This is a genomic window from Nitrospira sp. BLG_1, assembly GCF_047338595.1.
Lineage (GTDB): Bacteria > Nitrospirota > Nitrospiria > Nitrospirales > Nitrospiraceae > Nitrospira_D.
Genome location: NZ_JBLFBO010000017.1, coordinates 31,223 through 50,644, shown reverse-complemented (window position 1 = coordinate 50,644; position 19,422 = coordinate 31,223). Strand labels below are relative to the sequence as shown.

The following is a 19,422-nucleotide window of genomic DNA, read 5'->3' as shown; positions in this document are numbered from 1 at the left end:
TTCGCCGGAGTGGCGGAATAGGCAGACGCAAGGGACTTAAAATCCCTCGGGCTCAAAAGGCCCGTACCGGTTCGATCCCGGTCTCCGGCACCAGAGTAATGCAACGGGCAGGGTTCGCCCCTAAAGGGGGCAGCCGGCTCTTCGATGTTCAACGTACCAAAAGAGGGAGTCATGAACGTTAAGAAGGGAATGATAATTGTTGGTGGTGCGGTGCTGCTCGTCTCGACCTTGGTTGGAGGAGCATGGGTCGTCACTGCACCGCCGGACAACGTAGAGCCCTGGAAACAGAAGACATGCGATGAACATGTCCAACAGTTGGACATGTTGAATCGGTACAAATTATTTTGGTCATTTGTCCAACGGCGGCAGGGATTCAACGACTGCTTGAAACGGGTTGACGAGCTCGGCATGAAGCCACCATCTGAGTGACGACGAATTCCCGTGTTTCCCATGTGGCATGTCTGTTAGTGGGTGCCGCTTCCGTTGGCACCACGTTTCTTCGTGGTGCCGTTCCAACATGCATATGCTGAGGTTGTATATGCCGTCCACTCGTAGGTTTTTTCGGACGTCTCCTGGAATTCTTATCGTACTGATGGCTCTTCAGTTGTGGTGTGTAGGAGCTGTGTGTGCGGAGTGGCTGCTGGTCGATCGTAACGAGAAGGATGCAATCTACGTCGATTCGGAGAGCATCAGCCGAAACGGGGAAATCGTGAGAGCGCTGGTTTTAGATGATCTCAAGGCCGCCAACACCAGAGGGCTGAGCACGTTCTTATCCACTCGCAACCAGGAGGAGCACGATTGTTCTAAAGAACGGTTTCGTCTTGTGGCGATTGAGCGATTTGCTGGAAATATGGGGACCGGTCAGTCGATCTACAAGAAATCAGGTGAGTCAAGCTGGGTGCCCATCACCCGAGGCACACTCGCGCAGTCAGTGTGGAAATTTGTCTGCGGGAAAAAATAATGATGTACGCGCATGCCGGTTGGCTGAATCATGGTGATGCGCTTGTATGGCCACACTTCCAACATTCAGAAAATTGACGCTCGTGATGTTCGCCACATCCGGTGCAGACCCAAGCGCCTGAGTTTGACGGCTGCGTAATCAACTCTTCGTCGAGTACTTGTCGTGCCCGATAGGCATCCTCGTCTTGAATGACCCACAGTTCCGGGAAAATCTCCATAAAGGGAATCTCTCCGGCTAGGCTAGACGAACGTTGATTCTTGATCATGCAGGAGATCCCCGCCTGATCAAGCCGCTCCTTGCGCATTTCGACTTCGAATAGATGCTGTGAGACGAAGACTTTTTTCATCAAACTGTTGCAGCCAAGAGTTGCAGTTCTCAGAAGACGGGTGCCTACTGACCTACCCATGGTTTGGGTTTGATGCCAGAGAGATTTCTTGCGCCAAGGACTATTGCTAGAATCTGGGCGACTCCTTTCCTCAGCCGATAGATCACTCGATAGTTTTGGGAAAGGAGTTCGCGAATCTTTGGGTCGGAGGCTTCAGGAACCAGTCGACCACTTTCTGGAAATGAAGCGAGCCGATCAACGGAGAGGACGAGGCGCTCGACGACGGCATCAGCATATTCAGCCGAATCTCTGGCGATGTATTCATGGATATTTTCGAGATCGGAAACGGCGGGTTCAGTCCACTCGATGCGGATCATTTTTTGAGGAAGCGTTTTTTCACAACTTCATGGGGAACAAGTCTCCCGTCATCAGCAGCATGGATGCCGGTCTCAATCTTCTTGCGGACGAAGATTTCGTACATGATATCGTCCCATGTGGCTTTTTCAGGTAGCTTCTTTACCATGTCGAGGGCTTGTTTTTTTACAGTTGGCATCGGAACTCTCACCATTAACCGTTACCCGGTTCAGAGTCTAGGCCCAGCCTGATCCGGAGTCAAGAATTCCATGCATGAGGCTTGCAGTAGTTGGGCGATAGTGTGGGAGAACCGGGGAAAGGTGGAGAGTTTAAAGAACAAACCCCACTGATTAAGAGTCAGCGAGGTAAAGGTTGCAGGTTACTTGCCGTGCGAGGGTTTATTGGTTGCCTACGGATGCGCTACTCGCCAGTTTTTGCCGACGCCGAGGTCCACTTTGAGAGGGACTGATAGGCCGAGCTGCTTGCCGATGCCTTCCATCTCCTGCTTCACCAGCCGCTTGGCTTCCTCTAGATCGTGATCCGGCACTTCGAAGATCAATTCATCGTGGACTTGGAGGATCATCTTCACGTGTGGGAGTTCAGCATGAAGTTTCTTATGGACATTGATCATGGCGACCTTGATTAAGTCCGCTGCGGAGCCCTGGATAGGGCTGTTCACGGCCATACGTTCCCCGAAGCCGCGTTGTGTCGGATCGCCGCTTTGCAATTCAGGAATCGGTCGGCGGCGGCCAAGGATGGTGGTGGTATAGCCCTTCTCCTTTCCCTCCGCAATGTTTCGATCCATGAGTGCCCGCACTGCAGCAAACCGCTCAAAGAACGTCTCGATGTATTTCTTTGCCTCGGGCTGGGGGACTCCTAAATTTTGGGAAAGACCGAACGGGCTGATGCCGTAAACGATGCCGAACACGACGGTCTTGGCGGCGCGGCGCATGTCTCTCGTGATCTGACTGGAGGGGAGTCCGAAGATTTCCATGGCAGTGGCCATGTGAATGTCTTCTTCCTTGGCAAAAACGGAGAGCAATCTGGGATCTTGTGACAGATGGGCGAGGATGCGTGGTTCGATCTGGCTGTAGTCTGCGCAGAGCAGTTCATGGCCTTTGGGCACGATGAAGGCTTCACGAATACGCAGGCCATAGTCGCCTTTGACGGGGATGTTCTGCAGATTGGGATCAGTTGACGAAAGCCGTCCAGTTGCGGCAACGGTCTGATTCAACGAGGTGTGGAGCCGTTTTGTCTCCGGTCTGACGAGTTCCGGAAGGGCATCGACATAGGTGGACTTGAGTTTGCTGAGGCTGCGGTAGTTCAGAATCTGCGCAGGCAGATCATGTTGCGATGCCAGTTGCGTCAGGGTGTCTTCATCAGTGGAGTACCCGGTCTTGGTTTTCCGCAGGGGTTTTAGGCCGAGCTTCTCGAAGAGGACCGTGGCCAGCTGTTTGGGTGAATTAATATTGAACTCACCCCCGGCGAGCCCGGCGATTGTTTCCATCATGCGGTCGAGTTCCCGTTCGAGCTCTTTACCTAATGTGTGTAGCCCTTCAACATCGAGTAAGAACCCATTCCGTTCGATGTCTGCCAGGACAGGAACGAGTGGCATCTCGACATCGGTAAAGAGGGGCAGGCTTCCCTGTTCCATTAACTGGTTGGCCAGGATGGGTTCGAGTTTGACCAACCATGAAGCGGCTTCTGTCGCTTGGTCTCGGGATCCAGTATCGACCTCAAAGAGCGATTGGGGTTGGGCCTGCTGCCCCTTGTCTGATCCAAACCGCTCACCCAACCGCTCCATGGCGATCGTTTCAAGGCTATGGTCCCGCCGGTTGGGATTGAGCAGATAGTCCGCAACCATGGTGTCGACATAGGGCGGTGCCAGGGTCACGCCGAGGCGATGTAAGGCCAAGAGGGTCGCTTTCAGGTCATGCACCACTTTGGTTCTCTGCGGATCGTGAAGGAGGGGCATGATCGGTCGCATATAGGCGTGGATGTCAATCGGAACGAAGGTGGTGTGGCCACCACTCGAGAGGGCGAGGCCTGTCAGATCGGCATGAACTCCTGGATGTCCTGCAAAGAGACAGTGCACGGCAAGCGGAGTGTTTTGGGGCAAGCTGTCAGCAAACCGCTGTGCGGCTGATTCATCTCCAATTATGACCGGCACCGGGGTTTTCGTCTCCGACTGTTTGGGCGACGGCTGAAGACTCTTCAGCAGCGACGTGAACTCGAGTTCACGCAGCAGCTCGGCGAGCTGTTCGTCGTGCGGTGGCCTGATCCGATAGGACTCAGGATGGAATTCCACCGGGCTCTGGGTGTCGATGGTCGCGAGTCTTCGGCTCAGTCTGGCATTGTCAGCCTGGTCCGTCAGAAGGGTTTTGATGCGCGTGGGTGTTACCTCGTCGAGGCGGCGAAGCAGCTCATCGATGGTTCCAAACTGAGAGATGAGCTTCATGGCAGTTTTCTCGCCGATGCCTTTCACTCCAGGGATGTTGTCGCTGCTGTCGCCCATCAATCCCATGATTTCGACGACACGCCCTGGTTCGACGCCGAACTTGGCGATGCATTCCGCATCGCCGGACCATTTGTCTTTCACCGGATCGTAGATGCGCACATGCGGCGTGATGAGTTGGAGCATGTCTTTATCACCGGTGACGATGACGACATCGTGGTCAGCCTGTTCTGCTTGGCGAGCTAGGGTCCCGATCAGATCATCGGCTTCGTAGCCGACTTGTTTCACGGCGGAGATATTCAATGCCTCTACGATACGATGAATGTAAGGGATCTGGGCCTTCATCCCATCCGGCATGGGTGGACGCTGCGCTTTATAGTCCTTGAATTCCTCGTGCCGGAGTGTCGGCCCCTTCTCATCGAATGCCACGACCAGACCATCGGGTCGATGTTCGCGAATTATCTTGAGGAGTGTGGTCATGAATCCATAAACCGCGTTGGTCTGGAGGCCTTTGGAGTTGTTAAGGGCCGGCAGGGCAAAAAAAGCGCGATAGATGTAAGCACTGCCGTCAATCAAATAGAGAGTGGGGCGCTTGTTGGACTGGAGTGATGTCTCAGACATGGTGTTCTTTCAGTGCTGAGTATTGAGTGCTGAGGACTGAGTGAGAGTGGAGAAGTCTCAGCATTCAGCACTCTTGTCTCAGTTCTGGTCAGGGGCCTGGTGCAATGATGAGTGGTGGCTTCCCGAATTTCTCGCGCATCCCGTTGATGGCGTTGAGGACGGCGGGTTGGCCGATCATCTTAGCTTCGAGTTTGCGCTTGCCGGGGAAGTCCAGCATTGTGATCCCGATTAACATGGTCAGAATGCCCTGACCTGGGAGGAAGAGCATCAAGAATCCGGCAAACACGAAGATCGCTCCGACCACATTCTTCGCAAGATGACCGAGGAGTCGAAGCACCGGGTGATGATTTTCCATCCAGCGTCTTGGTACACGCGTGTCAAAAAAGTCTGTCGGCAACCTGACCAGGATGAAGGGGATGGCGATCAACGACCCGACGAAAAAGACGATCGAGAGCGCCGTCAGGGTCACGAGTGTTTCGGTGGAGATGTATTGCTCAACCGTTGCAATGAGTCCATCCATCGGGCGGCATCCTAACATGGGTTCACGTGCCCCTCAAGGTAAACGAGATAGATCTCGATGGTTTACGGAGTCGCCCCTGCTCGCTATAATCGAGTCGTCATGAATTTTCCCCAGCGGTGTGGTGCCAGGTGAATCCCAAAGCTGTAACGCTCCTCGGCATCTTGACGGTCGTCATTGGGGCGATGTCGTTTGCAAGCGGGGCATGGTCCTCGACGGAAACGGATGATGGGCTTCAGATTGAGATCACCAGAAAGGGAGCCGGCAAGCAGGTGGTGCTCTCACAAGGGGCGAAGGAATGGTTTATGTTGATTGAGGTGACGCCTGAAAACGCCGTCATTCTAAGGCAGGAAAAAGATCATGAACGCTATCTTGTCGACGAGAGTGAAACGCATGATCGTCCCATGACAGCCGATGACGTTGATACTGCGATTACGGACTATATCAACAGCGTGAAAACCAGGGTACAGAAGAAGTAAACCATGTCGACCAAACCGAAGTTTGTTATTTTTGCCCACAACGCAACATACGATAAATTGCATCAGGTCGCGACGCTCGGCATGACGGCTGCCGCGATGGGCAAGGATGTAATCGTGGTGTTGCTGTTTTGGACGATCAAAAAGCTGGCCGAAGGCAAGATCGATCAGATCGACTTTCCACCGGAGTATGCGGGATCTGCCGAGGAAGTCGCCAGACTCCTCAAAGAGAAGAAGGTACCTAAGATTTCAGAAATGTTCCAAGATGCGAAGCACGTCGGGAAGTTTCGGCTGATCGCCTGCAGCGCCGGCCTGGAATATATGGGAGTGGATGCCGGTGCGGTCGAACGGAACGTCGATGAGGTCCTGGGTCTGCCTGCGATTCTGTCATTAACAGCTGAGGCGGAGACGAAGCTGTTTATCTAGTCGGTAAGGGGTTAAGGGTTAGGGGTAGGTGGAATTTAACAACCAAGCTTATTCCGTCACCTCACCCCTCACCGTTTACTACTAACGCGACTTCGTGACTCCAACTTGGTCGCAGAGGTCTGTCAACTTGCAGGTACTGCATAAGGGAGACACAGGAAGACAGAGGTTTTGTCCATAGGGCACGAGAAGGTCGTTGTAAATGATCCAGTACTGTTTTGGCAGTTTTCGGCGGAGGGCGTTTTCCGATTCTTCCGGCGTCTTGGTCTTGATGTAGCCCCAGCGGTTGCTGATGCGGTGTACATGAATATCGACACAGATTCCCGGTTTCCCAAATCCGATCGTGACCACGAGATTCGCCGTCTTCCGCCCGACTCCCGGTAAGCTGACCAGTTCATCGATGGAGTCCGGGACCTTGCCGCCATGTTGATCCAGCAATCGTCGGCAGATCTCGTGAATCGACTTGGCCTTAGTCCGATAGAATCCGGCTGGATAGATTGCCTGTTCGATCTTCTTCAGCGGCAGCTGCAGCATTGTGGCAGGGGTACGCGCCAACGCAAAGAGTCGGTCTCCTGCTTCTCGGGTTGTCTTGTCCTTGGTTCGTAAACTGATAAGGGTGGAAATAAGAATCAGGAAGGGATCGCGGTTCGATTCCTTGGCGACCACGCCGACGACCGGTTCTTGCCAACGGCAAATCTCCCGCTTGAGAATGCGGACGGCGGCATGAATCTGCTCCTGACGCATAGAGGCGTGGGCACGAATGGAGAGAGAGGAGGCTACGGAAGGGATTAGAAGAGCCCTGATGGCGTCTCTACTCAGGTTTCCGCTTTGACAACCACTTCTGACGGCGCCGTTGGGCTTCGCGTTGCTTGGCCTTCTTCCTCACACTGGGCTTCTCATAAAAACGGCGACGCTTGAGCTCACGGAAGAGACCCTCACCTGCCAACTTCTTTTTCGCAACCTTCAGAGCTTTTTCGACGTTGTTATTAAAAACTTTGATTTCCATCCGATTGATTTTCGACTTTCTCAGGCCAGGTAAGCCTGCTTCATAATGTTTTTAGGGACCCCACAAATCAGCGGCGGAGTCTAACACAACACCTTGAGTTCCTCAAGGATTTCGGTCACCTTTGAGATCCTGCCTCGAAAGTCGTCCATAAGCGCATGATTTTGCTGTGTATTTATATTTGTCGTCACGGTGAAGAGACCAGCTTGACCAGCTGCAATTGCGAGGGTGAGGCCGACTGTGAGATCTGATCGGACCGGCAATTTAGCCGCCGCTTGTAATGGCTGGAGAAACCGGGCTGCCTCACAGCTGAACTCCACGATCTGGAGTGGGATCTCAGTTGCCCGTTGGAGTGCAACCGAAATTGTCTGGGCGCGTTCGGGGTCATGTTTAGGGCGCTTGTAGGCCGCCATCAGCTCGTTGTAGGCCGCCGCGTCCGCTTGAACCAGCCTGTGGAGGTTGCGGCTCAGTGCAAGGAGACGCTGTTCCGCGTCCGGTTGCCGACCGAGACGGGCCCCCATCACTCCTAATGAAGCCGCCAAGGCTCCCACCAACGCGGCGACACTTCCACCAGCTGGGGTTGGCTTGGAGTCGGCCACGGCGGCAAGAAACTCCGCCACGGTTTGTTCTGGAGCGGTCTTGCAGCGCAGCATCTCGCTGATTCTTGTTTCTAGGACCCGGCTGGCATCGAAGCGATCAAGTTGGAGCGCTGTGGTGGCAGTGTGCTGCAGCGCTGCCTGCGGGATCAATCCAATCAGTTCACTGCCGGCGACATCGATTCCAAGTCGTGCCGCTTCCGCCTGGACTGCCTGAAACGCAGTGAGGATTGGTGTGGCCTGATGGTCGGTTAGATTCATGGCGACCTGGACGATTCTCCGACTGGGTAAGTCGACGCCGATCGCCTTGACATGAGGGAGTCCTCCGTTTGAGTGGCGGACGGCGCGGGCGATCGCACGGGCCTTGTCCACTTCCGTCGAGCGGAGATTGATGTTGTATGCGATGAGTGGTGGCCGGGCACCGATGGCGATGGCTCCGGCACTTGGATGGAGTCGGGCCGGACCGAAATCGGGTGCCCAATTCGGGTCGGATGCCATCCGGAACGCCAATCCTTCAAGACCCCCACGCCTGACTGCTTCCAAAGGAGCATGATCGGCTCGAGTTGAGGCCCGTTCGTACAGGAAGACGGGAATTTCCAGTTCATGTCCAACTTGTGATCCGAGTCGCCTGGCAAGCTGGATACAATCGTCCATCGTCGTACCCGTGATCGGAATAAATGGCACGACGTCCGTTGCTCCCACACGCGGATGCACGCCGATATGGCTTCGCAAATCAATGAGGTTGGTTGCGGTACGGATCGCACGGAAAGCTGCCTCGACAACTGCCTCAGGGGTTCCACAGAAGGTCAGGACGGCTCGATGGTGGTCTGGATCCATTGAGTGGTCCAAACACACGACGTCGGACGTCGAGGCGACCGCGTCGAGTATGGATTGGACAGTGGCTCGATCCCGGCCTTCACTGAAGTTGGGCACACATTCAACGATGTGATCCATGCCATCCGTCTGGTCTTAAACGAAAAAGCCGGAGGACTTCGTCTGGTCCTTCCGGCTTCTGGTCTGGTCGATTCTGAAAAAGTCTGATTATTTTGTTTTCTTCACAAAAGCCTTGTAAATCCGCCCAGACTTTGCCTGCTCTTCTTCCAGCCCCACCATTTGATGGCCGGTGGTTTCACACCAAGCCGGCATGTCTTTCTTGATGCCTTCATCATCGGAGACGACCTCCAGCACCTGGCCCAAGGCCAGCTCTTTGATCTTCTTCGACGTCAGAATGATCGGCATGGGACAAAAGTACCCTAATGTATCGAGTTTGACATCGGCTTGCATCATGAAGATATCCCTCGCTCCCGGATGAGAGCTGTCAGTTCAAATGAATAGATTGACGCTACCCCGCTTCGCTTCCGCCAGGTATGTCGTGACACCGGCGAACTGATCGATTCCATCGATTAAGGTGTCCTTGGTAATGCCCATCAGGCCCATGGTGGTCGTGCACGCGATAAAATGTACGCCAAGATCAAGGGCGGTCTGCATCAATTCCGGTACATCGGGCATGCGGTTTTGCTTCATCACCTTTTGCATCATCTTCGTGCCCAACCCGCCCATATGGAAACGGGATAACGGAAGGCTGTCGGCCCCGCCTTTATTGAGCAGTCCAAACATCCGGCGAAGCCAGTCCTTTGCCGAACTGGTGGCACCCTTTCTTCGGATGGCATTCAGCCCCCAAAAGGTAAAGAACATGGTGACCTTCATGCCCATGGCGGCTGCGCCTGTCGCAATGATGAAAGCTGCCATCGCCCGATCGAGATCACCGCTCAACAAGACGATGGTGACACTTTCCGGCTTGGATTCTTGTAGCTGTGCCAACGTCGCCGCCGGCTCAATCTGTGTGGCAATCATCGTATCACCTCTACCCCATAGGCAGGACTCAGTGCGCTCGGTACTTGAACAGAATAGTATGTGGTCCTTTGGGGTGTCAAGGAACAGGGCCATCCTCCTGGTCCGTTCGTTGCTTGACCTGATCTCTGCCCCCCGTTATAGTCCGGACTCTATTTATACGACGTCTTCCTGCGACCATCCTATTCAGCAATGAGCCAACTATTATCACCCGAGGTCCTCGCTTCCAGGAGTGCGCCCCTGTTCGGCTTTTGGTATCCGGCCGTTCCTAGCCATCGACTCCGTCCGGGGACGATGACCGCACTCAAGATGTTGGACCTCCCGATTCTTCTATGCCGAGATCGAGCGGGTGCGCTGGCAGCGATGCGTGACCTCTGCCCTCACCGAGGGATGCCGATGTCGTTCGGTCGGTTCGATGGTGAGCTTGTGGAATGTCCGTATCACGGGTGGCAGTTTGATACGAAGGGGCGCTGTCAGCGGATCCCGGCCCTTCCCGAAGGCGGGAGTTTCCAATGCGACAAGATCGGCGTGGCAACCTATCCGGTCGAAGAGACGGACGGAATGATTTGGTTGTATTTGGCTGATGAGCGAGGGAATACTGATCCGTTGCCGCCGGCTCCGCGTATGCCGCTTCCCTCGGAGCCTCGGCAATCATTCCACATTTCGCTGACCTACACCTGCACGCCCGATGATGGTGTCATCGGGCTCATCGATCCGGTCCATGGTCCCTATGTCCATTCGTGGTGGCGTAGCGATGCGCGGATGCACGAGAAGGCGAAAGTCTTTGAGCCGATCCCCTATGGTTTCAGGATGACTGCACACCGGCCGGCAAAGAACAGCGGGCCGTTTCATTGGATCGAGCGTATCTATGGAGGACCGTTGAGCACCACCATCGACTTTCTACTGCCGAACCAGCGAGTGGAACTGATGCAATGTGGCAGTGTCTGGCTCGCGAATCGGTTGATGTCCACACCTGTCTCCGATATGGAGTGTCGCATTGATTTTTCAGCCTATTGGTGCGGCCTGCATTGGCTGCCGTTCGGCAATTTGATTTTTCGTACGTTGACCAAGATGTTTCTGGGCCAGGATGAGCGGGCGATGAAGCATTTGGCGGTGGGTCTCCGTCATAAGCCCTCCTCCATGTTTCTGGGAGACGCCGATATGCCCGCGAGATGGTACTATAAGCTGAAAGCAGCCCATCTCGAATCGGTTCAGACCGGACGCCCCTTCGATCACCCGCTCAAAGAACGAGTCACGCTTCGCTGGCGAAGCTGAGTCTCGGAGAAACGACAAGACAACAAGGAGATTCCGAAGTTATCGGTCAGGTTGATCGGTGAGGATGAATTCCATCGCACGACGAATTTCATCGCGTGATCCGAGTAGGACCACGATATCGCCGGCCAAGAGTTTCGTTTTGTCCGACGGGTTTGATTCGGTCACTCCGCCTCTGGTCAAAGCAATGATCGAGGCTCCGGTCCGCAGACGCAACGCCAGCTGGGCGAGCGTTTTCCCTGCCGCCGGTGCGGCTTCCTCAATCCGGAATGTTTCCACTTCCACATCGGTGAGGGTGCCGCCGCGCAAGTGGTGCGCCAGTTCAGGCAGTTCGCTTCGGCGAAGAAGCGCGTATCCTTCCCGACGCACCTGCTCCGCCTTGCGCATGACGAAGTCTTGTGGCATCTGATAGGTACGGAGGACGAGCGCAAAAATCTCGATCGACGTTTCAAATTCTTCCGGCACGACATCGTCGGCGCCGAGCTGATGGAGCTCTTCCAATTCACGCAAATAACGAGTCCTGACGACGATGTGAATCTTTGGATTCAATCCTCGTGCAACCTGCACGGTTCGGCGTGCCATGAAGGGATCAGAGATGGCCACGACCAGGACTCGAGCCTGTTCGATCTTGACGTGTCGCAATACGGTCGGATTGGTTGCGTCTCCGTAGAAGAGGGGTAATCCGTGGGCCGACTCGCGGCGCACGGTTTCACCGTCCAAATCCAACGCAATATAGGGAACTTCCGTCTCGCCCAGGACGCGAGAGAGATTGCGGCCGTTCAGCCCATATCCCACGATAATGACATGGTCCTTGATGCGAAGATGACGCCCCTCCGCTTCAAGAACATGTGCCGTGGTTTGTCCAGGGAACCAGCGGTGGAGTCGCTGGACGGCCTCGACTCGTCGGCCAAGATGCGGCGACAGCTGAATGAGGATCGGGGTAATGATCATCGAACAGACCGAGACAGCCAGAAATATCTGATACTGAATTCCTGACAGGAGCTGATCCTCCTGGCCGACTTGTGCCAGGATAAAGCTGAATTCTCCCACTTGTGCGAGGGCGATGCCGGTCATGACTGCGGATCGGGGCGGCATGGAGGCGGCAAGTACTGCGCCGGCGCCCGCGAAGAATTTCACCAAGAGGACGATCAGCAGAAGGCCGGTCACGACGAAGGGGTACTCCAGCAGAATATGCCAATCCATCAGGATGCCGATGGAAACGAAGAAGAGGCTATTGAAACTGTCACGAAAGGGCAACACTTCGGCGATGGCTTGGTGACTGTACTCCGACTCGGAGATCACGAGGCCGGCGATGAAGGCGCCGAGCGCCAGCGAGAGTCCGCCGAGAGAGGTCAGCCAGGCGATGCCGAGGCAGAGGACAATGATGGTCAATAAGAACAGTTCCCGGCTTCGACTGCGGACGATGTGTTCGAGCAAGATCGGGACCGCATACCACGCGCCGACCAGAATACAGGCCACCACGACCAACGATTTCCCCAGAGAGAGCAACACCGGGGCAATCGCCCCATCGCTTGGGCCGGCGAGAATAGGCGTGAGCAAGATCATTGGTACGACCGCGATGTCTTGGAATACCAAGATTCCGATCGTGGCCCGCCCGTGTGGTGAGTCGCTGGCTTCGCTGGCCGTCAATGCCTTGAGCACAATGGCGGTGCTGCTGAGTGAGAGCAGAAACCCCCAAAAGATCGCCTGAGAGGTTGGTAATCCTGCGAGCGTGCCGCCGAGCCATGTAATGGCGATAACTCCACCCACTTGGATCGGGGCTGCAATCAGCAGCAGGCGTTGGAGCGAGGCGAGTTGGACCAACGAGAATTCAATGCCGATGGTGAACAGGAGGAGTACGATGCCGATTTCCGCCAAGACCTGTACGGTGGCGATATCGGAAATGAGATTGAGCCCATGAGGGCCGATCAGTGCACCCGCGACTAGGAACCCGGCGATTGAGGGGAGTCGGAACTGATGAAACAGAAACACCACCGCGATCGATACGGTGTAGATGAAGAGCAGATTCGTGAGGACATTATAGTCGGTCATGTTGTGCAGCTATCGAGTGCACGTTCTCTGTTGATGAATCGACCTAACCACTGCTGATGGGCTGAGATGACACATCTAGGCTGTTTTACCCAACAGACCATCGGCAATATGACAGGCAGGATACCTGAGGTTTCGATAGCGGACAAGGTAATGCAGGGTGTGGGACAGGAGCGATTTGGGATGAGGGAGCCCGGGTATGAATAGTGTGGTTATTGAGCGCCGGCCCCTCATCGGTTTGTGGCGGGCGACGGGCGCAACCACGGCAAGCGTCAGTCGGTCGAGATCCTACGGTTTGTGGCTCCCCCCTCCAAAGCTGCATAGACGAAAAACAAAGTATTGAGTAGGGTGTGCGCACCAACTATAGAGAGCGACCAGGGTGCTCACGCACCGCGTGTCTTGGCTACATGATCTGGAGGTGTCCCATGCGGCAGGTTCAAGGAACGTTCCTCTCGGCGACCATCCTGGTGGCTTTGTCCACGGGAATGGCTTGGGGAGACACGGGAGCTGGTCCGACAACCTGGAAGTGTTTCCAAGCAGACGGGAGCACGATGTATACCAATAAGGAGCGGGCCGGGTGTGAAGCGATGGATCTGAAACCGCTCTCGGTTGTGCCTGATTTGGTGAATATGCCGACGATTCCTCGAACGCAGCTCATGAGGGAGTCACAGGTTGAGCCGTCTGCCGCGCGAGATCGTGAGTCAGTGGGGGCGGGACGGCAGGTTCCGGAATGGGCACGCGACTGGTATGCGAGCAACACGGTTTCTGGCTCAGTCCAGGCGGAAGCCTGCACGTTGTATATGGAATGGATGCACCTCGTGCAGAAGACCAGGGGAGGGATGTTCTTCGGGTCCGATCCGTCCTATGGAGGGGACCTCACGGGGAGGAATCAGCGAGGGGCCAGCCATTCCTTCTACGATAACGCGCGCTACATCGCGTTATCGAGGCTGTTCGGGACCGGGTTCGTGCCGGTGGGGTGCTACTAGCACAACTTGGTCAGTTGTCCTCACAATCCGTAGAATTCTCGGTACCATTTCACGAAGCGAGGAATGCCCACCCCTACCGGGGTATTTGGCCTGAAGCCGACGTCATTGGTGAGATCGTCGATATCGGCATAGGTCGCGGGCACGTCGCCCGGCTGTATCGGCAAAAGTCGCTTCTCCGCCTTTTTCCCCAAAGCTTGTTCCAGTACTCCGATGAGATCCAGCAGCTCCACCGGCTGATGATTGCCGATGTTGTAGATACGGGCTGGGGCGGAGCTGGTTCCGGGATCCGGTCGTTCTCCCGACCAGGAGGGATTGGCGGTTGCCGGATGATCAAGTGTCCGGATGATGCCTTCGACGATATCATCGATATAGGTGAAGTCGCGTTTCATCTTGCCCTGATTGAAGACATCGATCGGTTTGCCCTCCAAAATGGCCTTGGTAAAGATGAAGAGGGCCATGTCAGGCCGCCCCCATGGACCATACACGGTAAAAAAGCGCAAGCCGGTGCAAGGCAGCCGATACAGATGGGCATAGCAATGAGCCATGAGCTCATTAGCCTTCTTGCTGGCGGCATAGAGCGAGACGGGATGATCCACATTGTCATGGATTGAGAACGGCATGTGGGTATTACCGCCATAGACAGAACTCGAAGATGCATAGACCAAGTGTTCGATCTGGTTATGTCGGCAGCCTTCCAGGATATTCATGAACCCTTCGATGTTACTCTCGGTGTAGGCGTGTGGATTGACCAGCGAATAGCGAACTCCGGCTTGAGCGGCCAGGTGCACCACCCGCTGGATCGACTGGTCGGCAAAGAGGTCTTTCATGCCTTGCCGATTGGCGAGGTCCAGTTTAATGAACGTGAATCGTTCACGAGGCCGGAGCTGTGCCAGTCGAGCTTCCTTCAGTCGGACGTCGTAGTAATCGTTGAGATTGTCGAGGCCGATGACATGGTCGCCTCGGTCCAGGAGGCGCATCGCCACATGGAATCCGATGAATCCCGCGGCTCCGGTGACAAGAATCGTCGCTGGTCTTTCGCTCATAGCTGCTCCTCAAAATAAGGACTTATCGCCGCGGCGCGGCTTTCATAAACGGGGGATCGCCATGATCCACCCGATAAAGAGTCAGTGGGGTTAGGGATTCTCCTGTTGAGTGAACCTCAATCGTTCCTCCAGCTGTGGGGCGATAGATGTCCAGCGCGTGGGCATGATGATAACGACATCCCTGTGAAGCCAGAAGGTCTTTTAACTTTTCCGCCGGTTCCCAGTGGGCTGTCAGCAGTGCAGTTCTGGCAGGGTTCCGGCGACTGAACATGAACGAGAGGTGGTCCGGATACCAATCCGCTCCACCGGTGGCGTACGACACAAACAGTTGGGCGCGGGCAGTTGTGCAGAGCTCGGCAAGATAGGCGTTTGTGAGATAGCCGTTCTCGCCGATGTCCAGCCATTGGCCTGGGTGAGAGAGCGGTGCGTGGGCTGCATGGGTTCGGATCTCACGCAGTTGTTGCTGTGAGGCCAAGACCAGGGGAATCGGTCCGTACTTGCCGACCATCCGTTGAATAATTGAGTCTTTGAGAGCTGATCGCCCGTCGTTGGTGGGGCCACTGTCCGCATGAACCAACACATTGTGCCCGCGATCGGAAATCAGATAACAATTCCGCGGCATATTGAGATCACAGGGATCTTCGCCATAGAACGGGACCGACACGACCGTGCCTCCCTCGAACGGCCAGCTCTCCCCATGGGCCAGCTCGATCACCTGCTCAAACCCCAGCTCCGCCAGGAGTGACCGATAGTCAAAAAACAGCTGGGTGCGATTGCGTCGGCTGGGGACGATGACGGGGATCTCTTTCGGCAGATGGAGCAAGGTGCGGGGATCCACATGGTCATCGTGATCATGCGTGAGGAAGACCGCTGCCGGCTTGGGGACGAGCCCGCCCCAGAGTGACGGCATGGGTGATTCTGCGAACCAGGGCAAGAGCCATGGGTCAAAGAGCAACACCGTGTCACGTTGTCGGTAGAGTAAGGCCGCATGGCCAAGGTGCACGGTATCTTGATCCTGAACGACCTCGAACCAATGATGGCGTAGCGACGCTGTCGTCGAGCTGGTCAGACATTCATGTCGCTGCAAGAGCTCCATAAATGTGGTGAGCAGGCCCTGGGAATCACGAGGCATTGAGGAGACGATGGTGCCGACTTCGTCTGCGGTGCGAGTGCCATTGAGGAGACCGAGGAGTTTGCCGATCAATGGGCCCAGGCGGCGGTTGTTGAATCCGAACGGGATGGCCTGCTGGTTAATCGCATGAAACATGCGGAGCCCGCCGTTCGTGACGGTTGCGGATCGAGTCGGACCTGTCGGGAATTCCCAGTGAAAGGCGCCGTCGGGTCGACGGCCGCAGCGGATGTGTCGCTGGAGGTGGGGGGTGGTGTTGATCAGCTCCGCATAAGCATCTTCGAGCCGTCGCCGACGCTCCGGTTCGTCCAGCGGGGCCCGTTTCGAGAAGACATCGCTGATCGCAGTATCGATCGCACTGGCCAGGAGACCGTGAGCCTCTTGGAGGCTGATTACCACTTCAGGGGCGACGCCGCCAATGAATGGAAAAGGGCCTGGTGGCTCCGCACTTTCCAGTTGTGCCCAGCACCAGGGGACGAGGCTCACGTAATGGGATTTGGGAAGGCTGGTCCAGAGCTGGGTCATGGTTGTCAGGACTGAGGACTGAGGACTGAGGATCGAGGTATTGCGGATTTCCTCTCGAGCCCAGAAGCGCGAGCCAGTATTCGTTGTGCATGAACTGCTTTGCGAAGGCCGCCTATGATTCGTGCGACTTCTTCCGCTTGAAGAATCAACTGACGAAATGTCGATGGAGATAGGTATCTCGCGTCAAGCGAAACGTACAGTTGTGATCTGAGTTCTGCGCAGGATGACTTCGCTATACTCAGAAATTGGTGAAACTCCGAACGCCCGCTTCGTTCGAATCCTTCGGCAATATCGGACATGACCGAGACGGCAGCTCGTCGGATCTGGTCGCGTAATCCGAAGTCTTTGGCAAAAGGCCCTGATGTAGTCACTTGGTAGATTGCTTTGGTCAATTCCCGTGCCTTCTGCCAAGCAATGAGATCCTCAAATTTATCTACTCGCTGTTGTTCCATCTCAGCCCTCAGTCCTCGTTACTCAGTCCTATCGTCAATCGACTGATCGCCGGTTCGTACAACGCTTGAATCACATTGCCGTCTGGGTCGGAGAAATAGAATGAGTAGCTGCCGTCACGATGCAACTTCGGCAGTTTGGTGATTCGTCCGCCCAGGGACTCAATCGAGGGCATGATCTCACGGTACATCTGATCCACGGCCTGTGGACTTTCAAGAATCACGCCCATGTGGTCGAGCAGTTGGGTCTTCGAGGACTCGTAGGAGTCCAATTCATGCTTCGAGATCTGATGCAGTGCCAGGTTGTCGACGCCGGAGCTGAAATACACGTTCTCCGGGTCCGGTTCCCAGACGACCTGCATGCCGAGGATCTGCTCATAGAATCGACGCGATCGAGGAAGATCCATAACGCGAAGTGCCAGATGTCGAAGACCGCGATGAAGTGGTGCCGTCATGGGGTGTCTCGCACTCGTTGAACAATGATCACATCCGTATAGTAGGGAGACGAGCGATCAGCCGTCAACGGAAAACCGGCTCTCCCTCGTGACGACGAGTGTAGTATGATTGGCACCTGATCGGGGAGGAGTAGTTACGGCTATGACATTCAACGGAATGACGGTGGTGGCGTTCGAAAGTCGGATGGAGACGGAGCTGGCCCGTTTGATTGAACGGTATGAAGGTCTCCCACTCATGGCTCCGGCGCTGAGAGAAATCCCGCTGGAGAGCAACCAGGCGGCCTATGAATTGGGAACGCGCTTGATGGCGGGACAGATCGACATGCTGGTCTTGCTCACCGGCGTTGGTACCGAGGCGTTGTTCGAGATCTTGAAACCGCAGTATCCCTGGCCATCGATCGTTGAGGCGGTACAGGGGACTGTGATCATTGCCAGGGGGGCGAAAACGGTTGCAGCGCTCAAGGCCGTGGGGCTCGTCCCAACGGTGACGGTGCCGGAGCCCAATACCTGGATCGATCTGGTTTCTGCGATGGATGAGTACAGCCTTGAGCCGGGCGTACGAATCGCCGTGCAGGAATATGGCATACCCAACAACGCGCTGGTGAAGGCTTTGGAGCAGCGTGGAGCAGCTGTTTTTCCTGTGCCGATCTACCAATGGGCATTACCGGAAGATCTTGGACCGCTACGCGTTGCCTGCGAGCGCGTCATCGCCGGGCGGGTGGAGGTCATGCTGATCACCAACGCCATGCAGATCGACCACGTTATGCAGGTGTTGGAACAGGACGGAAACGTCATCCCGTTTCATGACGCGTTGCAGAAACTGGTTGTGGGCTCAATAGGTCCTGCCGCCAGCGAACGGTTGCGCCATTTCGACTGGCCGGTCGACTTCGAGCCGTCACATTCCAAACTGGGTGTGCTGGTGAAGGAAGTGTCGGAGCAGGCAGCGAATATTCTTGGGAGGAAGCGGTAAGGATAGGGACAAATTACGGAAGGTAGGAATCGTTCCATACTCCCTCGCGACTGTAGAGCGTCAATTGAGCGAGGTCAATGATACGAATAAATCAACGGGGGCGGAGCTTGTTTCTTACTGTACATTCTAAACCGGCACTCACATCTATCGCGAGACCTACCGAGGTTCTGTTCGACTCATATCGTCAGCACCGCGGCGCCTTGAAAGCTTCCAGCCTTCAATTCTTGTAAGGCACGGTTCGCCTCTTCCAGAGGAAAACGGACCGTGCGGGGCTTTATAGGAATGGCCGCTGCTTCACGCAATAAATCGATGCCGTCCTGTCTGGTATTGGCCGTGACGCTGCGGATGACGCGTTTGCCGAAGATATCGCGATTATAGTCCAGCGAGGGAATGGGCGATATGTGGATGCCGGCTCAGGTATCGCTTCGGTCGAGTGCTCTCAAGACGGGAGAGACCAGATTATGAGGCTCATCGGTGATTAGATCTTGAACGCGGTACGAGCGACTCCGCTCTGTCGAATGATCGACTGTAGCGTTCCGATCCTCAGTTCGGGGTGATCAGGAATCGGCACGGTGATGGTACCGAGATCCGTGCTTCGCTGCATGACGATGTGACTGCCCCGTTGGCGGACGATTTGAAAACCATGTTGTTCGAGGATACGGCAGGCGTCTCGTCCGGAAAGGACACGCAATTTACCCATGGGCCGCTTCGAAGCGTGTGATGAACACCTGTGTATGCAGGCGACGTTCGACTTCGGTGGGGTCTGCACATTCGAGGAAGAGTTCGACAGCTTCTTTGAGATTGGCCGTGGCTGATTCAACGGTCTCGCCTTGACTAGCTACGTCAAGTTCGGGGCAGAGCGCCACATAGCCCGTGCCTTCCTTTTCCACGATGGCGGTGTAGCTCCTTGTAGGCATGGTCAATTCCTTACCTTCAGTAGATTCTTCATCACTGCGGACCTC

The 19,422-nt window shown here is 55.4% G+C and carries 25 protein-coding genes and 1 tRNA gene; 9 read left to right on the top strand and 17 right to left on the bottom strand.

Annotated elements, in window-relative coordinates:
• Window positions 1–3: 3 nt before the first annotated feature.
• From ACMTNU_RS13445 to ACMTNU_RS13435, 3 genes are all read left to right on the top strand, one after another.
• Window positions 4–93, top strand: a tRNA-Leu gene (locus ACMTNU_RS13445).
• 78 nt (window positions 94–171) lie between these two features.
• Window positions 172–429: a hypothetical protein gene (locus ACMTNU_RS13440; protein WP_413935767.1), complete on the top strand. Its 258-nt coding sequence runs from the start codon at window positions 172–174 to the stop codon at window positions 427–429.
• Between the two features lie 109 nt (window positions 430–538).
• Window positions 539–961 (top strand): surface-adhesin E family protein, encoded by a 423-nt coding sequence (locus ACMTNU_RS13435; RefSeq protein WP_413935766.1) that lies wholly within the window; start codon window positions 539–541, stop codon window positions 959–961.
• Window positions 962–989: 28 nt separating this feature from the next.
• On the opposite strand, the gene ACMTNU_RS13430 is transcribed toward ACMTNU_RS13435, so the two are convergent.
• The 5 genes from ACMTNU_RS13430 to ACMTNU_RS13410 all read right to left on the bottom strand — a co-directional run bounded on the left by ACMTNU_RS13430 (window position 990) and on the right by ACMTNU_RS13410 (window position 5,236).
• Window positions 990–1,307, bottom strand: coding sequence for a DUF2007 domain-containing protein (locus ACMTNU_RS13430; RefSeq protein WP_413935765.1), 318 nt, complete (start codon window positions 1,305–1,307; stop codon window positions 990–992).
• A 44-nt stretch (window positions 1,308–1,351) separates the two neighbouring features.
• Window positions 1,352–1,663, bottom strand: coding sequence for a type II toxin-antitoxin system RelE/ParE family toxin (locus tag ACMTNU_RS13425; RefSeq protein WP_413935764.1), 312 nt, complete (start codon window positions 1,661–1,663; stop codon window positions 1,352–1,354).
• Entirely contained in the window at window positions 1,660–1,839 is a 180-nt protein-coding gene (locus ACMTNU_RS13420; RefSeq protein ID WP_413935763.1) for a hypothetical protein, read from the bottom strand. The genes ACMTNU_RS13425 and ACMTNU_RS13420 overlap by 4 nt, the downstream gene beginning before the upstream one ends.
• Window positions 1,840–2,049: 210 nt before the next feature.
• Window positions 2,050–4,716, bottom strand: a complete 2,667-nt coding sequence (gene polA, locus ACMTNU_RS13415; RefSeq protein WP_413935762.1) for a DNA polymerase I — start codon at window positions 4,714–4,716, stop codon at window positions 2,050–2,052.
• A gap of 88 nt (window positions 4,717–4,804) precedes the next feature.
• On the bottom strand, window positions 4,805–5,236 hold the full coding sequence (locus ACMTNU_RS13410; protein WP_413935761.1) for a PGPGW domain-containing protein: 432 nt from the start codon (window positions 5,234–5,236) through the stop codon (window positions 4,805–4,807).
• Between the two features lie 128 nt (window positions 5,237–5,364).
• Here ACMTNU_RS13410 and ACMTNU_RS13405 point away from each other — a divergent pair, with 128 nt between their 5' ends.
• Window positions 5,365–5,712 (top strand): hypothetical protein, encoded by a 348-nt coding sequence (locus ACMTNU_RS13405; protein ID WP_413935760.1) that lies wholly within the window; start codon window positions 5,365–5,367, stop codon window positions 5,710–5,712.
• A 3-nt stretch (window positions 5,713–5,715) separates the two neighbouring features.
• Window positions 5,716–6,135, top strand: a complete 420-nt coding sequence (locus ACMTNU_RS13400) for a hypothetical protein (RefSeq protein WP_413935759.1) — start codon at window positions 5,716–5,718, stop codon at window positions 6,133–6,135.
• Between the two features lie 81 nt (window positions 6,136–6,216).
• Here the strand turns inward: ACMTNU_RS13400 and ACMTNU_RS13395 are convergent, their stop codons facing one another.
• The 3 genes from ACMTNU_RS13395 to ftcD form a co-directional block, all read right to left on the bottom strand.
• Window positions 6,217–6,876 (bottom strand): endonuclease III domain-containing protein, encoded by a 660-nt coding sequence (locus ACMTNU_RS13395; RefSeq protein ID WP_413935758.1) that lies wholly within the window; start codon window positions 6,874–6,876, stop codon window positions 6,217–6,219.
• Window positions 6,877–6,943: 67 nt separating this feature from the next.
• Window positions 6,944–7,138 (bottom strand): 30S ribosomal protein S21, encoded by a 195-nt coding sequence (rpsU, locus tag ACMTNU_RS13390; RefSeq protein ID WP_087473173.1) that lies wholly within the window; start codon window positions 7,136–7,138, stop codon window positions 6,944–6,946.
• Between the two features lie 80 nt (window positions 7,139–7,218).
• Complete coding sequence (gene ftcD / locus ACMTNU_RS13385) at window positions 7,219–8,664, bottom strand: glutamate formimidoyltransferase (protein ID WP_413935769.1); 1,446 nt, start codon at window positions 8,662–8,664, stop codon at window positions 7,219–7,221.
• Between ftcD and ACMTNU_RS13380 the strand changes: the two genes are divergently transcribed.
• Window positions 8,572–8,772 carry a hypothetical protein gene (locus ACMTNU_RS13380; protein WP_413935770.1) on the top strand — a complete coding sequence of 67 codons (201 nt, stop codon included), beginning with the start codon at window positions 8,572–8,574 and terminating at the stop codon, window positions 8,770–8,772. The two genes, ftcD and ACMTNU_RS13380, sit on opposite strands and share 93 nt — an antisense overlap.
• Here ACMTNU_RS13380 and ACMTNU_RS13375 read toward each other — a convergent pair whose 3' ends face one another.
• Both ACMTNU_RS13375 and ACMTNU_RS13370 read right to left on the bottom strand, forming a co-directional pair.
• Window positions 8,773–9,018 carry a sulfurtransferase TusA family protein gene (locus tag ACMTNU_RS13375; RefSeq protein WP_090748443.1) on the bottom strand — a complete coding sequence of 82 codons (246 nt, stop codon included), beginning with the start codon at window positions 9,016–9,018 and terminating at the stop codon, window positions 8,773–8,775.
• Window positions 9,019–9,054: 36 nt separating this feature from the next.
• Window positions 9,055–9,585: a DsrE/DsrF/DrsH-like family protein gene (locus ACMTNU_RS13370; RefSeq protein WP_413935757.1), complete on the bottom strand. Its 531-nt coding sequence runs from the start codon at window positions 9,583–9,585 to the stop codon at window positions 9,055–9,057.
• A gap of 189 nt (window positions 9,586–9,774) precedes the next feature.
• On the opposite strand from ACMTNU_RS13370, the gene ACMTNU_RS13365 reads away from it, so the two are divergent.
• Window positions 9,775–10,857, top strand: coding sequence for a Rieske 2Fe-2S domain-containing protein (locus ACMTNU_RS13365; RefSeq protein ID WP_413935756.1), 1,083 nt, complete (start codon window positions 9,775–9,777; stop codon window positions 10,855–10,857).
• A 39-nt stretch (window positions 10,858–10,896) separates the two neighbouring features.
• On the opposite strand, the gene ACMTNU_RS13360 is transcribed toward ACMTNU_RS13365, so the two are convergent.
• Window positions 10,897–12,906, bottom strand: coding sequence for a cation:proton antiporter (locus ACMTNU_RS13360; protein WP_413935755.1), 2,010 nt, complete (start codon window positions 12,904–12,906; stop codon window positions 10,897–10,899).
• 422 nt (window positions 12,907–13,328) lie between these two features.
• Between ACMTNU_RS13360 and ACMTNU_RS13355 the strand changes: the two genes are divergently transcribed.
• A complete protein-coding gene (locus ACMTNU_RS13355; RefSeq protein ID WP_413935754.1) occupies window positions 13,329–13,889 on the top strand; it encodes a hypothetical protein in 561 nt (186 codons plus the stop codon).
• Window positions 13,890–13,909: 20 nt separating this feature from the next.
• Here ACMTNU_RS13355 and ACMTNU_RS13350 read toward each other — a convergent pair whose 3' ends face one another.
• The 4 genes from ACMTNU_RS13350 to ACMTNU_RS13335 are packed head-to-tail and all read right to left on the bottom strand — an operon-like array spanning window position 13,910 to window position 17,490.
• Window positions 13,910–14,932 carry an NAD-dependent epimerase gene (locus tag ACMTNU_RS13350; protein ID WP_413935753.1) on the bottom strand — a complete coding sequence of 341 codons (1,023 nt, stop codon included), beginning with the start codon at window positions 14,930–14,932 and terminating at the stop codon, window positions 13,910–13,912.
• A gap of 22 nt (window positions 14,933–14,954) precedes the next feature.
• Complete coding sequence (locus ACMTNU_RS13345; protein ID WP_413935752.1) at window positions 14,955–16,586, bottom strand: MBL fold metallo-hydrolase; 1,632 nt, start codon at window positions 16,584–16,586, stop codon at window positions 14,955–14,957.
• Between the two features lie 5 nt (window positions 16,587–16,591).
• The gene (locus ACMTNU_RS13340) at window positions 16,592–17,038 is read right to left on the bottom strand and encodes a four helix bundle protein (RefSeq protein WP_413935751.1); all 447 of its coding nucleotides are present in this window, start codon (window positions 17,036–17,038) and stop codon (window positions 16,592–16,594) included.
• A gap of 8 nt (window positions 17,039–17,046) precedes the next feature.
• Window positions 17,047–17,490, bottom strand: a complete 444-nt coding sequence (locus ACMTNU_RS13335; protein ID WP_413935750.1) for a VOC family protein — start codon at window positions 17,488–17,490, stop codon at window positions 17,047–17,049.
• 142 nt (window positions 17,491–17,632) lie between these two features.
• On the opposite strand from ACMTNU_RS13335, the gene ACMTNU_RS13330 reads away from it, so the two are divergent.
• Window positions 17,633–18,460, top strand: coding sequence for a uroporphyrinogen-III synthase (locus ACMTNU_RS13330; protein ID WP_413935749.1), 828 nt, complete (start codon window positions 17,633–17,635; stop codon window positions 18,458–18,460).
• Window positions 18,461–18,938: 478 nt separating this feature from the next.
• Here the strand turns inward: ACMTNU_RS13330 and ACMTNU_RS13325 are convergent, their stop codons facing one another.
• Both ACMTNU_RS13325 and ACMTNU_RS13320 read right to left on the bottom strand, forming a co-directional pair.
• Window positions 18,939–19,160 (bottom strand): type II toxin-antitoxin system HicA family toxin, encoded by a 222-nt coding sequence (locus tag ACMTNU_RS13325; protein WP_413935748.1) that lies wholly within the window; start codon window positions 19,158–19,160, stop codon window positions 18,939–18,941.
• Complete coding sequence (locus ACMTNU_RS13320; RefSeq protein ID WP_413935747.1) at window positions 19,153–19,377, bottom strand: type II toxin-antitoxin system HicB family antitoxin; 225 nt, start codon at window positions 19,375–19,377, stop codon at window positions 19,153–19,155. Before ACMTNU_RS13320 ends, ACMTNU_RS13325 begins: the two co-directional genes overlap by 8 nt.
• Window positions 19,378–19,422 lie beyond the last annotated feature (45 nt).

What these genes read in the sequence shown, in the direction of transcription:
- ACMTNU_RS13440 (WP_413935767.1), top strand. Translation starts at nt 172, where the DNA reads ATGAACGTTAAGAAGGGAATGATAATTGTTGGTGGTGCGGTGCTGCTC.
- ACMTNU_RS13435 (WP_413935766.1), top strand. Translation starts at nt 539, where the DNA reads ATGCCGTCCACTCGTAGGTTTTTTCGGACGTCTCCTGGAATTCTTATC.
- ACMTNU_RS13430 (WP_413935765.1), bottom strand. Translation starts at nt 1,307, where the DNA reads ATGAAAAAAGTCTTCGTCTCACAGCATCTATTCGAAGTCGAAATGCGC.
- ACMTNU_RS13425 (WP_413935764.1), bottom strand. Translation starts at nt 1,663, where the DNA reads ATGATCCGCATCGAGTGGACTGAACCCGCCGTTTCCGATCTCGAAAAT.
- ACMTNU_RS13420 (WP_413935763.1), bottom strand. Translation starts at nt 1,839, where the DNA reads ATGCCAACTGTAAAAAAACAAGCCCTCGACATGGTAAAGAAGCTACCT.
- polA (WP_413935762.1), bottom strand. Translation starts at nt 4,716, where the DNA reads ATGTCTGAGACATCACTCCAGTCCAACAAGCGCCCCACTCTCTATTTG.
- ACMTNU_RS13410 (WP_413935761.1), bottom strand. Translation starts at nt 5,236, where the DNA reads ATGGATGGACTCATTGCAACGGTTGAGCAATACATCTCCACCGAAACA.
- ACMTNU_RS13400 (WP_413935759.1), top strand. Translation starts at nt 5,716, where the DNA reads ATGTCGACCAAACCGAAGTTTGTTATTTTTGCCCACAACGCAACATAC.
- ACMTNU_RS13395 (WP_413935758.1), bottom strand. Translation starts at nt 6,876, where the DNA reads ATGCGTCAGGAGCAGATTCATGCCGCCGTCCGCATTCTCAAGCGGGAG.
- rpsU (WP_087473173.1), bottom strand. Translation starts at nt 7,138, where the DNA reads ATGGAAATCAAAGTTTTTAATAACAACGTCGAAAAAGCTCTGAAGGTT.
- ACMTNU_RS13375 (WP_090748443.1), bottom strand. Translation starts at nt 9,018, where the DNA reads ATGATGCAAGCCGATGTCAAACTCGATACATTAGGGTACTTTTGTCCC.
- ACMTNU_RS13370 (WP_413935757.1), bottom strand. Translation starts at nt 9,585, where the DNA reads ATGATTGCCACACAGATTGAGCCGGCGGCGACGTTGGCACAGCTACAA.
- ACMTNU_RS13365 (WP_413935756.1), top strand. Translation starts at nt 9,775, where the DNA reads ATGAGCCAACTATTATCACCCGAGGTCCTCGCTTCCAGGAGTGCGCCC.
- ACMTNU_RS13360 (WP_413935755.1), bottom strand. Translation starts at nt 12,906, where the DNA reads ATGACCGACTATAATGTCCTCACGAATCTGCTCTTCATCTACACCGTA.
- ACMTNU_RS13355 (WP_413935754.1), top strand. Translation starts at nt 13,329, where the DNA reads ATGCGGCAGGTTCAAGGAACGTTCCTCTCGGCGACCATCCTGGTGGCT.
- ACMTNU_RS13350 (WP_413935753.1), bottom strand. Translation starts at nt 14,932, where the DNA reads ATGAGCGAAAGACCAGCGACGATTCTTGTCACCGGAGCCGCGGGATTC.
- ACMTNU_RS13345 (WP_413935752.1), bottom strand. Translation starts at nt 16,586, where the DNA reads ATGACCCAGCTCTGGACCAGCCTTCCCAAATCCCATTACGTGAGCCTC.
- ACMTNU_RS13340 (WP_413935751.1), bottom strand. Translation starts at nt 17,038, where the DNA reads ATGGAACAACAGCGAGTAGATAAATTTGAGGATCTCATTGCTTGGCAG.
- ACMTNU_RS13335 (WP_413935750.1), bottom strand. Translation starts at nt 17,490, where the DNA reads ATGACGGCACCACTTCATCGCGGTCTTCGACATCTGGCACTTCGCGTT.
- ACMTNU_RS13330 (WP_413935749.1), top strand. Translation starts at nt 17,633, where the DNA reads ATGACATTCAACGGAATGACGGTGGTGGCGTTCGAAAGTCGGATGGAG.
- ACMTNU_RS13325 (WP_413935748.1), bottom strand. Translation starts at nt 19,160, where the DNA reads ATGGGTAAATTGCGTGTCCTTTCCGGACGAGACGCCTGCCGTATCCTC.
- ACMTNU_RS13320 (WP_413935747.1), bottom strand. Translation starts at nt 19,377, where the DNA reads ATGCCTACAAGGAGCTACACCGCCATCGTGGAAAAGGAAGGCACGGGC.